Here is a 13,690-nt window from a genome sequence, read left to right as displayed (position 1 = left end):
ATTCAAGGGTTGTCCCAGCAAATAATAAAAAGGAGACAGGCATGCCCGTATTAACCGTGCCGCCGACAGGCGAGCGGCAAATTGATGTACTGGTCATCGGCAGCGGGGCTTCCGCGTTCACCGCGGCCATCACCGCACGCAAGGCGGGGCTGGACGTGTTGATGGTCGAGAAAGAGGGCGTATTCGGCGGCACCTCCTGCTTCTCGGGTGGCGTGATGTGGATTCCGGGCAATCGCCATTCGGCTGCGCTGGGGCCTGATTCGATCGACAATGCGCGCACCTATATCCAGCATGAGGCGGGCGAATACTACGACGCCGCGCGGGTCGAGGCTTTCCTTGCCAATGGCCCGGCCATGATCGACTTCCTGGAGCGTGAAACCGAAGTCGAGTGCTACCCTTTTGCTTACCCCGACTACCACCCGCCTTACCCGGGCCATGCCAGCGTGCGCTCACTCGGGGTCAACGACTATCCGGTCGGGCGCCTGGGAAAACATCGCAAGTTGCTGCGTGAAGGTCTGACCCAGACCAATTTCATGGGCCTGGCCGTCGGCTCCAACGTGGAGATGAAACAGCTGATGAACGCCGGCCGTTCGATGGCGGGCCTGATGTTTGTGCTCGGCAAGTTCGGTGCCGTGCTCAAGGATGTGCTGCGCTATGGCAAGCCCGATCCCTGCACCCGCGGGCGCGCGCTGATCGCCCGCCTGGCGCGCACGGCGTTCGACTGCGGCGTCGAACTCTGGTTGAACGCACCGGCCAAACAACTGGTTCAGGTGGATGGCAAGGTGGCAGGCGCCGATATCCAGACCGCCAATGGCAGCGTGCGGGTCTTGGCCCGCAAGGGCGTGATACTCGCCAGTGGCGGCTTTCCGCACGACGCCCAGCGCACCACTGCGATCTATCCGCACAAGGCGGCTGGCCGGGCGCACCACAGCCTGGGCGCACCCGGCAATACCGGCGATGGCGCCCGTATGGCTGAATCTGTCGGCGGCTCGGTCGACACCGCGGTACAGCAGCCGGCGGCCTGGATGCCGGTGTCGGTGATCCCCGGCCATCATGGCCCCAAGGCGCTGTGGCCGCATATCGTCGACCGCCAGAAGCCCGGCTTTATTGCTGTCACCGTCGAGGGCAAGCGCTTCTTCGACGAGTCGGCTCCCTACCATGACTTCATCCCGGCGCTGAGCAAGGCTTGCGCCCATCTGCCCGATACCAGCTGCTATCTGCTGTGTGACCACACCACCATCCGCCGTTACGGCCTGGGCTTCGTCAAGCCGGCGCCGGTGCCACGGGGCAAGCATATCCGCTCCGGCTATATCCTCAGCGCCGACACCCTGGCTGAACTGGCGCACAAGGCCGGCATCGATGCCGCTGCCCTCGAACAGACGGTACAGCGCTTCAATGTCAATGCGCGGCAGGGCGTCGATCCTGATTTCGGCCGCGGTGGCGACGTGTATGACCACTCCCAGGGTGATCCCGAGCACAAGCCGAACCCCAACCTGGGGCCGATCGAAACCGGGCCGTTCTATGCGCTGCGGCTGCTGCCGGGCGACATCGGCACCTTCTCCGGTATCCGTACTGACGGCAATGCACGGGTGTTGGGTGCTGATGACGCGCCGATTCCAGGTCTGTATGCGGCGGGTAACGATGCGCTCAGCTTCCTGTCGGGAGCCTATGCCGGTGCTGGCGCCACCCTGGGTCCGGGCATGACGCTGGCCTATATCGCCGCCAATCATCTGTCCACTGCGGTCGAGGCGCCAGCGCCGTCGCAGCCGGAGCAGTGCCATGCGTGAGGGCTGGGATTATGTGGTGATTGGCGCCGGCTCGTCCGGTTGCGTCATGGCCGAGCGCCTGTCGTCGGACCCGAGCAAGCGTGTGCTGTTGCTAGAGGCTGGCGGCCCCGACACCAGCCCGCTGATCCATATGCCAAAGGGCATCGGCAAACTGGCGTCCGATCCCCGACATGCCTGGGTATTCCCGGTCGATCAGCCGCGCCTGCCGGATCTGCCGGCCAGCGAAGCCTGGGTGCGCGGCAAGGGGTTGGGTGGCTCATCCTCGATCAATGGCATGATCTGGGTACGCGGTCGGCCCGAGGATTATGACCGCTGGGAGCAGCGCGGCTGCGTCGGTTGGGGCGGCAGTGCGATGACTGCTGCCTTCCAGGCGATCGAGGACCATGAGCTGGGAGCGGGCGACGGACGGGGTGTTGGCGGTCCGGTGCCTATCAGTACCGGCACCTATCGCTACCCGCTGGCGGAAGCCATGATTGCCGCAGGGCAGAGCATGGGGCTGCCACGCAAGGAAGACCTCAACGGGGGCGGAACCGAGGGGATCGGTTACTACGCGCATAATATTCTCCGTGGCCGGCGGCAAAGCGCCGCGGTGGCTTTCCTCCGGCCCGCGCGCCAGCGGCGCAATCTGGAAATCCGCACCCAGGTGCTGGTTGATCGCATTGTCTTCGAGGACGGCCGGGCGGTAGCGGTCGAGGCCCAGGTGCGCGGGCAGCCGCAGCGGTTCGCGGTGCGCGGCGAGGTCATTCTTTCCGCCGGCGCCATGGCTTCGCCAGCGATTCTGCAACGTTCCGGTGTGGGCCCGGGTGAGCTGCTGACCAGGCTGGGCATTCCGCTGGTGGCTGGCCGGCCCGGCGTGGGGCGGCACCTGCAGGATCATCTGGGCTTCTCCATGACCTATCGGCTGCAGGGCAGTGCGGGTAATAACCGTGAATTTCGCGGTCTGGGGCTGGTGAAAAACAGCCTGCGCTATGCGTTGTCGCGCAGCGGGCCGTTGGCGACCGGTCCCTTCGAGGTGGGTGGCTTTGTCCGCCTGGACCCTGCCGGTGACCGGCCGGACCTGCAGCTGTTTGGCAGCGCCTTCACCTTCCAGCCCAAGCGTAACAGCAATCCCAACTTTCCCGTTCAGCAGGGCACGGTCGAGCGTGAGCCCGGTTTTACCGTCTATTCACAGCTGCTGCATCTGGACAGTGAAGGCAGTCTCAATATCAGCGCGCGGGATCCCCAGGCACCGCTGTCGATTGCGCCCAACTGGCTGACCAGTAAGGCCGATCAGCAGGCCGCCATTGCGGCGGTGCGCTATGTCCGTGAATTGATGGCGCAGCCAGCTATCGCGGGGTTTATCAGTCACGAAAAGTTTCCGGGATCGGCGGTGGACAGTGACGCCGAGGTGCTCGACACATTCCGCCGCTTGTCGCGCTGTGGCACTCATGCGGTGGGCACATGCCGCATGGGCGGCAGCGAGGAGGATGTCTGCGACCCGCAACTGCGGGTGCGGGGGGTGACTGGGGTGCGGGTAGTGGATTGTTCGGTGATGCCGGAACTGGTCTCGGGCAATACCAATGCGCCGGCGATGGCGCTGGCTTGGCATGCGGCTGACCTGATCATCAAGGAGCAGCGACAGTGTGCATGACAGAACGCCCGCTCGGGCGCAGCGGACTGGTGACCCCGCCCCTGATGCTGGGCGGGAACGTATTCGGTTGGACGGCGGATCGTGGTACCAGCTTTGCTGTGCTCGATGCCTTCGTCGCGGGTGGTGGCACCCTGATCGACACCGCCGATATGTATAGCAACTGGATTCCGGGGCTGGTGGGTGGCGAGTCCGAAAGCATCATTGGCGAATGGCAAGCAAGCCGAGGATGTCGGCAGCATATCCTGATTGCCACCAAGGTCGGGCGTGGCAATGGCGAGTTGGCTGGGCTGTCGCGCACCACCATCATCAAGGCCGTCGAAGCGTCCTTGCGGCGCCTGCGTACTGACTATATCGATCTGTATTTTGCCCATCTGGACGATGACAGGACGCCGCTGGAGGAATCACTGTGCGCCTTCGATGAGCTGATCAAGGCCGGCAAGGTGCGGGCCTTGGGCGCCTCGCATTACAGCGCGGAGCGGCTGCTTCAAGCGCGCGCAGTCAGTGAAGCGCTGGGGGTGGCTGCCTATGAGGTGCTGCAGCCGCGTTACAACCTGATGTCACGTAGTGAATTCGAAGGCCCGCTCCAGCAACTGTGCGCGGAGCAGGATATCGGCGTGGTGCCCTTCTATGCCCTGGCCAGCGGCTTTCTGACCGGCAAGTATCGCCATCTGGACGACTTGTCCGAACGCCAGCGCGGTGCCGAAGTGGCGAAATATCTCGATGCTTTCGGTCTGGGCGTGCTGGAGGCGCTCGATACCCTGGCCGGGCAAACCGGAGCGAGTCAGGCACAGCTGGCCCTGGCCTGGCTGATGGCACAGCCGGGCGTCACGGCGCCCATTGCCAGTGCTACCTCGACCGTGCAGGTGGCGGAGTTGCTGGGCGCCATGCGCCTGAAGCTCGATGCGCAGCAGCTTGCGCTGCTCGACCGGGCCAGCGCCGCGCCGGCCGCCTGATCGGAGAACACTATCGAAATCCCGGCTGTGGATGACAGCTCGGATCAAATTTTGTGGGGAGCTGGTCCCCTTTGTCGCTGAGGAAAACAATGGACAACACTGTATTGACGGTCGAGCTGGCAGACCAGGTTGCCACCGTCACTTTCAATCGCCCTGAGGCCTACAACGCCCTCGATGTGGAGCTTGCCGTAGCCTTGCGTGATGCCTGCCAGCGCCTGGCCGAAGACCCCGAGGTCAAGGTGGTGCTGCTCAAGGGCGCCGGGCGCGCCTTCATGGCTGGTGGTGACCTGAATGCCATGCGCGAGTCGCCGGTGGAGGCGCTGCATCAGTTGATTCCGCCGGTGCACGAAGCGGTCGAGCTGCTGACCGGCATGCCCAAACCCGTCGTGGCGATGGTGCATGGAGCGGCTGCAGGCGCCGGCCTGAGCATCGCCCTGGCGGCGGATTTTGTGGTGGCGGCGGACAGCGCTCGCCTGAGCTTCGCCTACTCGGATATTGCCGCCAGCGGCGACGGTGGCATCAGCTGGACCTTGCCGCGTCTGGTGGGCCTGCGCAAGGCGCTGCATATCGCCATGTTGGGGCAGCCCATATCCGCCGACCAGGCATTGCAGTGGGGGCTGATCAGCGAGGTGGTACCGATCGACGACCTGGCGGCGCGGGCCGACGCACTGGCCGCCCAGCTGGCTGGCCGCCATACCCACGCGCTGGGCCAGATCAAGCGACTCATGCGCAGCTCCTTCGAGCAGCCGCTGACCGAGCAGTTGCAACAGGAATATGACGCCTTTGTCGACTGCGCCAGGCAACCGGCCTTCACCCAGGCGGTGGAAGGGTTCTTTGCCAAGCGTGGAGCGAAATGAAGGAAGGCGTAGCGGAGGTGGAGAGCTCGCCGGCGTTATGGAGCATGCACCTGGCGCTGATGGCTACCATGGTGATCTGGGCGCTGAACGTCACCCTGATCAAATGGTCGGTGACCATCATGGACGCCATGCAGTCGGCCACGCTGCGCATGGGCTTCGCTGCCCTGACGTTGCTGATCCTGGTGTATGTCGGGCGCCAGCGACTGCCGTTGTTCCGTGGGCGCGTGTTGCTACTGGCCTGCTGCAGCGCGCTGTTGATGGTGTATGCCAATCAGATGCTGTTTGTCTCGGCGATGACCCGCACCACGGCCAGTAATGCGGCGTTGCTGCTGGCGTTGAACCCGTTGCTCAATGGGGTGATGGAAGCGTTGTTCTTCCGCAAACGCCTACGCCCGCACTATCTGTTGGGGCTGGCCATCACGCTGGGCGGCGTGTGTCTGGTGATCTTCAACAACCCCAACGCCGCCTGGGGAGCGCCGGCGGCCGGCGATTTGCTGGTGCTGGGCTCGATGTTGGCATTTTGTCTGGGTGTGGTGATCTTGCAGTACCTGTCGCAGCGTAACGTCGAGCACCCGGGGCAGATCTCCCTGAATACCTTCATCTATACGGTGGGCTCGGTGGCGTTGCTGCTGCATATCTGCCTGCTGGGTGAGATGCCGCTCATTGCCATGGCGGAGCAGCCGGCTCGGGTCTGGTTGATCCTGCTGTTTTCCGGGGCTGGGGTAACAGCGCTAGGGGCGATCGCCTGGGGGCGAGGGGTCGCCATTATCGGTGCCGGGCGGGCCGCCGTGTACATGTCCTGGGTACCGGTGCTGGGTGTCGCCTTTGGCGCTCTGGTTTTGAAGGAGCCGCTGACGGTATGGCACTTCGTCGCGATGCTGGCGGTACTGCTGGGGACGGCGCTGTGCAATCTGGATGCCGTCAGGCTGCGGGGCCGATCTCTGGGCTGGTGATGGTTTCCGAAAGTCAAGGACGACTTTCATGGTGTCTGGAATTGAGGGTCACATACGAAAAGGCTGTTTCGTTTCAATATAAAAATAATGAAGAGGTCCGTGATGGCAGATATACAGTTTCTTGAACATCTTTTTACTCCCCTGCAGATCGGCAAGATGCGCCTACGCAATCGCATCATGTTGCCACCGCATGGGCGGGTAACAGGCAATCCCTTCGGCACCGAAGAGGAATGCGAGCGGTTTCTCGCCTACTGGCGCACCCGGGCGGAAGATGGCGTGGCCTGGATCGACGGGCTGAATTGCTTCCTTGGCAACTCGGTGATGATCCCCGGTTTCGAGCCCTGGGGACTGGGTGCAACCCGGGATGGGGTATTCCGGCTGCCGCATTTTCGCGAGCGGGCCAAGCGCTATGCCGACATGTGCCATGCGGCGGGTGCCTGCGCCACCGGGCAGATCATCATGCAGGGCGGGTTGCCGCACAGCCCGTCAGGGGTGCTGGCCAACTACACCTACAACCAGGTTCCGCATATCCTGGATCGCAATGAGATCAACTGGTTTGTCGAGGAGTATGCTTTCTCGGCCGGGGAGTTGCAGGCAGCCGGTCTGGACGGCGTTGAGCTGCATGCCAACCATGAAGACCTGCTGGAGCTGTTCATTTCGCCGGCTACCAACAAACGCGAAGATGAGTACGGTGGTGACCGGGAAGGGCGGCTGCGTTTCCTCAAGGAGATTCTGCAGGCCATTCGGCACAAGACCGGCCCGGATTTCTGCATCGGTATCCGCATGAACATGGACGAGCTGTTCGACGGCGGCTATGACGTCGACGAAGGTATTGAGATCGCCCGCTCCCTTGAGGCGACCGGCCATGTGGATTATCTCCACGGGGTGATGGGCAACAACTGGGGCGCACCCAGCTACATCCAGCCGCATAATTACCAGCCCGGCCAGTGGGCCAGCACCGCAGGCCTTTACAAGGCCGCGCTCGATATTCCGGTGGTATACACCGGGCGGGTCAGCAGCATGCAAGTGGCTGAGGAGATCATTGCCCAGGGGCATGCCGATGTCGTTGGCATCGCCCGGGCCATGTTTGCGGATGGGCAGATGACGTCCAAGGGGCGTGCCGGGCGCTTTGCCGATATTCGTCCCTGCATCGGCACCAATGACTGCCTGCATCGTATTCTCGTGGAAGGTTTCAAGTTCGGTTGCTCGATCAACCCGCGTACCGGATATGAGCATGAAGGCCTGCCAGAAGCTGCAGCCATGCCGAAGCAGGTACTGGTCATTGGCGCCGGACCGGCGGGTATGGAGGCTGCCGCACTGCTGGCCGAGCGCGGCCACCGCGTGACATTGTGGGAGCGCGATGCGGCAGTGGGCGGGCAGATGCGCGTTGCCGCGATGGCCCGGGAGAATCAGGCGTACCATGCTTTCCTGGATTACCAGATGCGCCGCCTGCAACAGCTGAACGTGGAAGTCTGCCTGCAGCAGGAGGCCAGTGCGGACAGCGTCATGGCTACCGGCGCGGATGTCGTGGTGGTGGCCACCGGTGCAGCGCCGCGGCGTCCGGACATTCCGGGCATTGGGCAGAGCATGGTACTGGAAGGTCGTGATCTGTTGTTGGGCAAGGTGGAGTCAGGTCAGCGCGTGGTGGTGCTGGCGATGGAGGATCATATGCAGCCACTGACCATCGCCGGATTTCTTGCAGATCAGGGGCGCGATGTCGAAGTCATCTACCCGACACCGTCCATCGCGCCGCTGATAGGCAAGTATTCGATAGGTGCGCCGCTGGCCAAACTCTCTGCTGCCGGCGCTCAGGTGCGCGTGATGGAGCGCATCGTCAGCGTGCAGCCGGGCCGGGTGGTGACGCGCAATATCTATTCCGGCTGCGAGCGGATCATCGAGGGTGTCGACAATCTGGTACTGGCCTGCGGTGGCTCTGCGGAAAACAGCCTGTACCACGTCTTGCAGGGCAAGGTTCCGGAGCTGCACCTGCTGGGAGACGCCTATGCACCACGCCGCATCTCCTTTGCCACCAGGCAGGCTTACGAACTTGCCAAACTGGTGTGATTCCAGGGGGGACCATGTCAAAAACTACCGTGCCGGTCAGCATGGTCGTCATGCTGATGTGTATGACGGGACGCCCGTTGCAATGGCGCTGGTCATGGTGGGCTGCGGTGGGCTCGCGTTGCTGTGTTTTATTGCGGCGCAACTGCTGACGGAACCGCGGCAGCAGATGACCTGCAATTGAAATGACAACGCCCAGGCTGGAGCGGCCTGGGCGTTGTTTACGGCAGAGAGGAGTTTACTCAGCCGCTGCGTGCTGACCGGCGATACGTCCGAAGAACGAGCCCGGTCCCAGGCTCATGCCACTGGCATACTCACCGCCGTTGGTGGGGAAATGCTCGCAGTTGGCGCCCGCAGCATACAGTCCCGGGATGGGCTTGCCTGCCTCGTCCAGCACTTGCGACTTGATATCGCAGGCCAGGCCGCCCAGCGCGATAAAGCGATAGGTGGAGCTGGTGGTGGAGATATCGAAGGCAGCCCAGGGCGCGTTATCCAGCGGGGTGATCCACTCGGCTTTCTTGTGAAACTCGCTGTCCATGCCCTGCGCGGCATCGGCATTGTATTTGTCCAGGGTCTCCTGCAGTGAGCCGGTAGGCACACCAAGAGCCTCCTCCATTTCACTGATGGTTTCCCAGCCATCGATAAACCGATGCTTGACCCGTTGCGGATAGTCGAAGGTCTCGCCATCCAGAATCAGGTAAGCGGTGTGGTCGGTCTGGCACTGGATCATCCATGACAATTTGCCGTGGTAGACATCCTCGGCCACGAAGCGCTTGCCTTCCTTGTTGACGACGATGCCCTTGATCAGTTTTTCCGGAGGATAGATCGAGGCGGTGGCAATGGCGCCGTCCATATGCCGGGTCGACGCACCCACGGACTGGCCCAGCAGAATCCCGGCGCCGTCATTGGAGGGAATACCCAGCGGCTCGCCATGCTCGGCCAGCAGCGGCAGATACTCACTCACCATGTCATGGTTCAGGTTGAAACTGCCGGCTGCCAGAATTACCCCCTTATGCGCCTGGATATGGATGGTCTTGCCGCCTTGCCTGGCTTGCACGCCCACTACACGCCCGGCGCCATCGGTTACCAGACCGATGACGCCGGTGTCATAGATGGCCGGCACCTGTTCCTGGTCCATGGTCGCCAGCAGGGCTTCCATGGCGGAGGCACCACCGTGCTTTTCCACCGAGCCGCGGGCCTGGTGACCACGGGGCGCCGGCTTGGCCTGCTCGTTGTAGGGCCAGGCTTTTTCATTGCCGGTGTAGAGCAGACCTTCGCCGGTATAAACAGCCACGGCCTTGCCCTCGAAGGCGCGGCGTTCGAAGGGCACGCCTTGGGCTTCCAGCCACTGGCAATGCTCGACGCTGTTATCGCAATAGAAGCGCAGCTTGTCATCGTCCCCGGTGGACGTGCTGGCGCGCATGAACCGATACATTTCCTCGGCGCTGTCCTGGTAACCGCAGGCGTTCTGCACATCGGTGCCACCGCCCAGGTAGAAGATGCCTTCGGAGGTGGCGCTGGCGCCGCCACCCCCACTGGCACGTTCGACGACCAGTACCTTGGCACCGGCCCGGTGGGCTTCCAGCGCGGCGCAGACACCGGCTACGCCGGCACCGACAACCAGCACGTCACACTGGTAGGCCCATTGGGCCACGGTGTCCGCGCGGGTGGGTGAGGATATTTGCGGCATGGTAAGACTCCCGACAGATTGATTAGTTTTCTTGTTCCATTTGCGCCAGCTTCGCCCGGTAGGGCTTCAGTGCGCGCACATACAACCAGCAGGCAACCGCGGCGCTGAAGGTACAGACGATCGCCAGCGAGGTGCCTACGTGTTCGGGGCCACCGAGAATCTTGTCGGTGACGAAGGCAATGACACTGGGCGCCAGGCCCAGGCCACAGACCGAGATCATGAACAGATACAGGGTAGAGATGATGCCGCGTAACCGGTTCGGCGAGGCGAACTGCAGCGAGGAGGCGACCATCGCCTGGGGCAGGGCGTAGAAGAAGGTGATCACGGCCGCGATGCACAGAGTAACGGCATAGCTGTTGGCGAACGGCAGCAGCGCGCAACCGACAGTGACCACCCCACAGCAGATAGCTGCCGAGCGCAGGGCGCTGTCCTGATAGCCCATGCGCTGCAGCAAACGACCGAAGGAGGGGCCAAGCACGATACCCAGTGCCCCGCAGGTCAATACCAGGACTCCGTACTGCAGGCCGACGGTGGCCGGGTTGGCATCGAAATGGCGGATCAGGTAGCTGGGCATCCAGGTGGGCAGGCCGTAGATGACGATGGCCAGCATGCCCATGCCGATGAACACGCGCAGGAAGAAGGCGCGATCCTGCCAGATGTACTGGGCGATCTCGGGGATGGTGAAGGCGCGATCGTCGGTGCTCGGTTCGCTGCTGAAAGAGGTTCGCTGCGGCTCGCGTACGGTAAACAGCAGCATGGCCAGCAGCAGGCCGGGGAAACCGACCATCATGAAGGTCACCTGCCAGGTGGACATGTTGGAAAAGATCGGAATCAGTTCGATCAGATCCGCGGCAAAGGCAATAACCAGGCCGCCGGCAACCAGCGCCAGGCCGGCTCCCAGGGAGGGGCCGAGCAGGAAGATGCTCATCGCGCGGGGCAGGCGGGGCTTGGTGAAGTAGTCGGCGATCAGCGACCAGGCCACGGGTGCCAGGCTGGCCTCGGCGGCACCGACCCCGGCGCGGGCAAAGAACAGTTCCCAGAAACTGTCTGCCATGCCGCAGAGCACGGTACAGATACTCCACATGGTCACACCGAACACCAGAATGTTGCGGCGATGCCCTGAGTCAGCCCAGCGCCCGAACAGCGGGCCGCAGATGATGTAGGCCGACATGAAGGCGAAGCCCTGCAGGAAGCTGATATCGACATCGCTCAGCAGCAGATCCAGCTTGATGGGATCCACCAGCAGGTTGAGCACCTGGCGGTCGATGAAGGCGACGGTATAGGCGAAGGTCAGCAGGAATACCACATACCATGCGTAGTGGCTGTCCTGACGGATAACGTTGCCGCGAGTGGGCGTGGCACTGGTCAGTATGGTGTTCATCGTGGGCTCGGCATGTTGGACTTGTTGGTTGACCCCGGCCCCATGGTCAACGGACCGCGGAGCGAGTTATTGGTTGTTTCAGTTGTTGGGTGCGCCCGCGGCGATCCAGCGGGTGATCAGTTCGACCTGGGCGTCGGCCAGGGCAGGGAAGCCCAGCGGCATCCGCCCACCGGTTCCGCCCTGGTCCAGATGGGTCCCAGCCAGCTTGTGCAGCAGGTAGCTCTCATCGGGCGCGCCTGGTTTTACCCGTACCATGGGGCTCTGCAGAGCGTCGGCATTCACCAACTGGTTATAGGCAAGGGAGGGGGCAAGTCCCAGCCCGCCCAGCTCTTCCCCAGTGATATGGCAACTGACACAGTTCTGCTGGAACAGCGGCAGGATGTCCTTGCCGAAGGCGGGCTCGTCTGCACGGACTTCACCCAGGCAGGTGAACACGAACAGTCCCAGGGCCAGTTGGGTTTTCAATAGTTGCAGGGTCATCGGCTTGGCCTCCCCGGCCGGTGGCCGGGTGTTGTTGTTATAAGTTGTATAGGTTGAGTGGGACGTTGATCAGCCTTTATGCGCGGTGGTCGCCGCGATATAACCGAAGGTCAGCGCCGGCCCGATGGTGCCACCCGCACCCATGTACGCCTCACCGGTCGGGCTGGCAATGCAGTTGCCCGCCCCAAACAGACCGGGAATCGGTTGGCCATTGCCGTCCAGTACCTGGGCATGTTCATCGGTCAGTGGGCCGGTGTTGGTGTCCAGCGCACCCGGAGCAATGATCACGGCATAGTAGGGACCTTTGTCAGCAAAGGGGTGCATGGTGGCGTTGGGCATGTCGCCGACCTGATCTTCCATACCGGCGCGGGGGCGGGAGAAATACGCCTGCCACTCGATCTCGGCGGGGTGGCCGCCGCGGTTGAAGTCGTCATCCTTGCCGTTGCGGGCGAACGCGTTGTAGCGCTCCAGGGTCTGGCCCAGGCGATCAGCGAAATCGGTGGCCAGCGGCGATATGGCAATCTTGTCCGTCAGCGAATCCAGGCGTTGCTGCACCTTGACCTGCAGTTCAGCCAGGGTCGCGCCGCTGATCACATAACCGACCTCACGGATGTCCGCCGGAATCGGGTAGTTGCCGCCGAACACGTCCATTGCCCGCTGATCGAAGACCATGAACAGCAACTGGTTCGGATAGTCGACCGAGACTGCATCCCATACCTGATGGATGCGGGTGCGGTCGTTGTAGTTGCGCTTTTCGTTAACCACGCGCTGGCCAAGCTTGTTGACCAGGATCATCGAATCGGCTGGCGGGATATTGACCGCCGCACCGACCACGGAATTCTGCAGGGCTGACTCCAGCACCACCTGGCTGCGCCAGGCGCTATCCATCCGGCCCAGTGCGGCGCCAGCCTGCGCAGCCATGCCGATAAAGTCCCCGGTGCTGCCCGGTGCCGCGCAGGCGCCATACAGAGCGCGCTGATAACGACGAGTCAGCTCCGGGTTGTGGGCAAAGCCGCCGGTGCCAAAGATCACACCCTTACGCGCACGAATGTTCAGGCGCTGGCCCTGATGCTCCGCGACCACGCCGATCACGCGACCTTCTTCCTGAATCAGCTCGACCACCGGGTGGTCGGTCAGCGTCTTGCCGCCCAGTTCCTGGACCCAGGCGATCATGCCGTCGACGATGGCCGAGCCGCGGCCGCCGTTCACGGCGGGATCAGGCCAGATGGAGCGGCCCTTGGGCAGGTGGTTTTCCGGCAGGCTGGGTGCATAGTCGGCCGAGGGGCCGACGCCGCCGGGCAGTTCGAATCGGATGAAATGGCTGGCTTCCAGCTTCTGGAAGGTATTCACCGCCTTGGCACCGTTACGGTAGAAAGCCTGGAGCAGGGCGAGCTCCCGTGGTTCCAGACCGAGGGTCGGACTATCTGCCTGGAATCGCTCCGCGTAAGCGTAGCGGGCCATGTACTGCAGGCACTTGGCTTCGTCGTCAGACTGACCGTTCTGCTTCAGGGTGAAGTTGTTGGGGATCCAGGCGACACCACCGGAGCGGCGGGTGGTACCACCGAAAATCGGTGACTTCTCCAGCAGAATGACCTGATCGCCCAGGTGCGTCGCGGTAACAGCCGCGGCGCAGGCGGCAGCGCCACTGCCCACGCAGATCACGTCGGCCTCCATGGCCCACTCGCGTTTTTTGCTGGCGGCCATGGCCGGGGCACTGATGGCAACACCCGAGGCGAGGGCGACGGCGGTGACTGTGGTGCCGGCCAGCAGCTTTCTGCGGCCCAGGTCTATACGATCGTCTGCATCGCTCATAGAGTAAAACCTCTTGTTGTAATTATGATTTTCTAAAAAACAGTCCGGATTGCTTTATACAATGAAGCGGCTGGCCGTGGAAATGA

The 13,690-nt window shown here is 62.9% G+C and carries 10 protein-coding genes; 6 read left to right on the top strand and 4 right to left on the bottom strand.

Annotated elements, in window-relative coordinates:
• Nucleotides 1-41: 41 nt before the first annotated feature.
• From DHB74_RS09765 to DHB74_RS09740, 6 genes are all read left to right on the top strand, one after another.
• Nucleotides 42-1,787 carry an FAD-binding protein gene (locus DHB74_RS09765; RefSeq protein ID WP_499161316.1) on the top strand — a complete coding sequence of 582 codons (1,746 nt, stop codon included), beginning with the start codon at nucleotides 42-44 and terminating at the stop codon, nucleotides 1,785-1,787.
• Complete coding sequence (locus DHB74_RS09760) at nucleotides 1,780-3,417, top strand: GMC family oxidoreductase (RefSeq protein ID WP_499161315.1); 1,638 nt, start codon at nucleotides 1,780-1,782, stop codon at nucleotides 3,415-3,417. Before DHB74_RS09765 ends, DHB74_RS09760 begins: the two co-directional genes overlap by 8 nt.
• Complete coding sequence (locus DHB74_RS09755; protein WP_499161314.1) at nucleotides 3,414-4,370, top strand: aldo/keto reductase; 957 nt, start codon at nucleotides 3,414-3,416, stop codon at nucleotides 4,368-4,370. The genes DHB74_RS09760 and DHB74_RS09755 overlap by 4 nt, the downstream gene beginning before the upstream one ends.
• 89 nt (nucleotides 4,371-4,459) lie before the next feature.
• Entirely contained in the window at nucleotides 4,460-5,227 is a 768-nt protein-coding gene (locus DHB74_RS09750; protein WP_499161313.1) for an enoyl-CoA hydratase/isomerase family protein, read from the top strand.
• The gene (locus DHB74_RS09745; protein ID WP_499161312.1) at nucleotides 5,224-6,180 is read left to right on the top strand and encodes a DMT family transporter; all 957 of its coding nucleotides are present in this window, start codon (nucleotides 5,224-5,226) and stop codon (nucleotides 6,178-6,180) included. The genes DHB74_RS09750 and DHB74_RS09745 overlap by 4 nt, the downstream gene beginning before the upstream one ends.
• A gap of 102 nt (nucleotides 6,181-6,282) precedes the next feature.
• Nucleotides 6,283-8,244, top strand: a complete 1,962-nt coding sequence (locus DHB74_RS09740; protein WP_499161311.1) for an oxidoreductase — start codon at nucleotides 6,283-6,285, stop codon at nucleotides 8,242-8,244.
• 235 nt (nucleotides 8,245-8,479) lie between these two features.
• Here the strand turns inward: DHB74_RS09740 and DHB74_RS09735 are convergent, their stop codons facing one another.
• The 4 genes from DHB74_RS09735 to DHB74_RS09720 all read right to left on the bottom strand — a co-directional run bounded on the left by DHB74_RS09735 (nucleotide 8,480) and on the right by DHB74_RS09720 (nucleotide 13,604).
• Nucleotides 8,480-9,931, bottom strand: a complete 1,452-nt coding sequence (locus DHB74_RS09735; RefSeq protein WP_499161310.1) for an FAD-dependent oxidoreductase — start codon at nucleotides 9,929-9,931, stop codon at nucleotides 8,480-8,482.
• Between the two features lie 22 nt (nucleotides 9,932-9,953).
• On the bottom strand, nucleotides 9,954-11,312 hold the full coding sequence (locus DHB74_RS09730) for a spinster family MFS transporter (RefSeq protein ID WP_499161309.1): 1,359 nt from the start codon (nucleotides 11,310-11,312) through the stop codon (nucleotides 9,954-9,956).
• Between the two features lie 78 nt (nucleotides 11,313-11,390).
• The gene (locus DHB74_RS09725) at nucleotides 11,391-11,792 is read right to left on the bottom strand and encodes a c-type cytochrome (protein ID WP_499161308.1); all 402 of its coding nucleotides are present in this window, start codon (nucleotides 11,790-11,792) and stop codon (nucleotides 11,391-11,393) included.
• Nucleotides 11,793-11,861: 69 nt separating this feature from the next.
• Entirely contained in the window at nucleotides 11,862-13,604 is a 1,743-nt protein-coding gene (locus DHB74_RS09720) for an FAD-dependent oxidoreductase (RefSeq protein ID WP_499161307.1), read from the bottom strand.
• Nucleotides 13,605-13,690 lie beyond the last annotated feature (86 nt).

Origin of the sequence: Pseudomonas sp. G11-1 (assembly GCF_024031555.1) — a bacterium.
Taxonomy (GTDB): domain Bacteria; phylum Pseudomonadota; class Gammaproteobacteria; order Pseudomonadales; family Pseudomonadaceae; genus Halopseudomonas; species Halopseudomonas bauzanensis.
The sequence above is the reverse complement of the archived record's forward strand: the minus strand, read 5'-3'. Positions and strand labels throughout refer to the sequence as shown.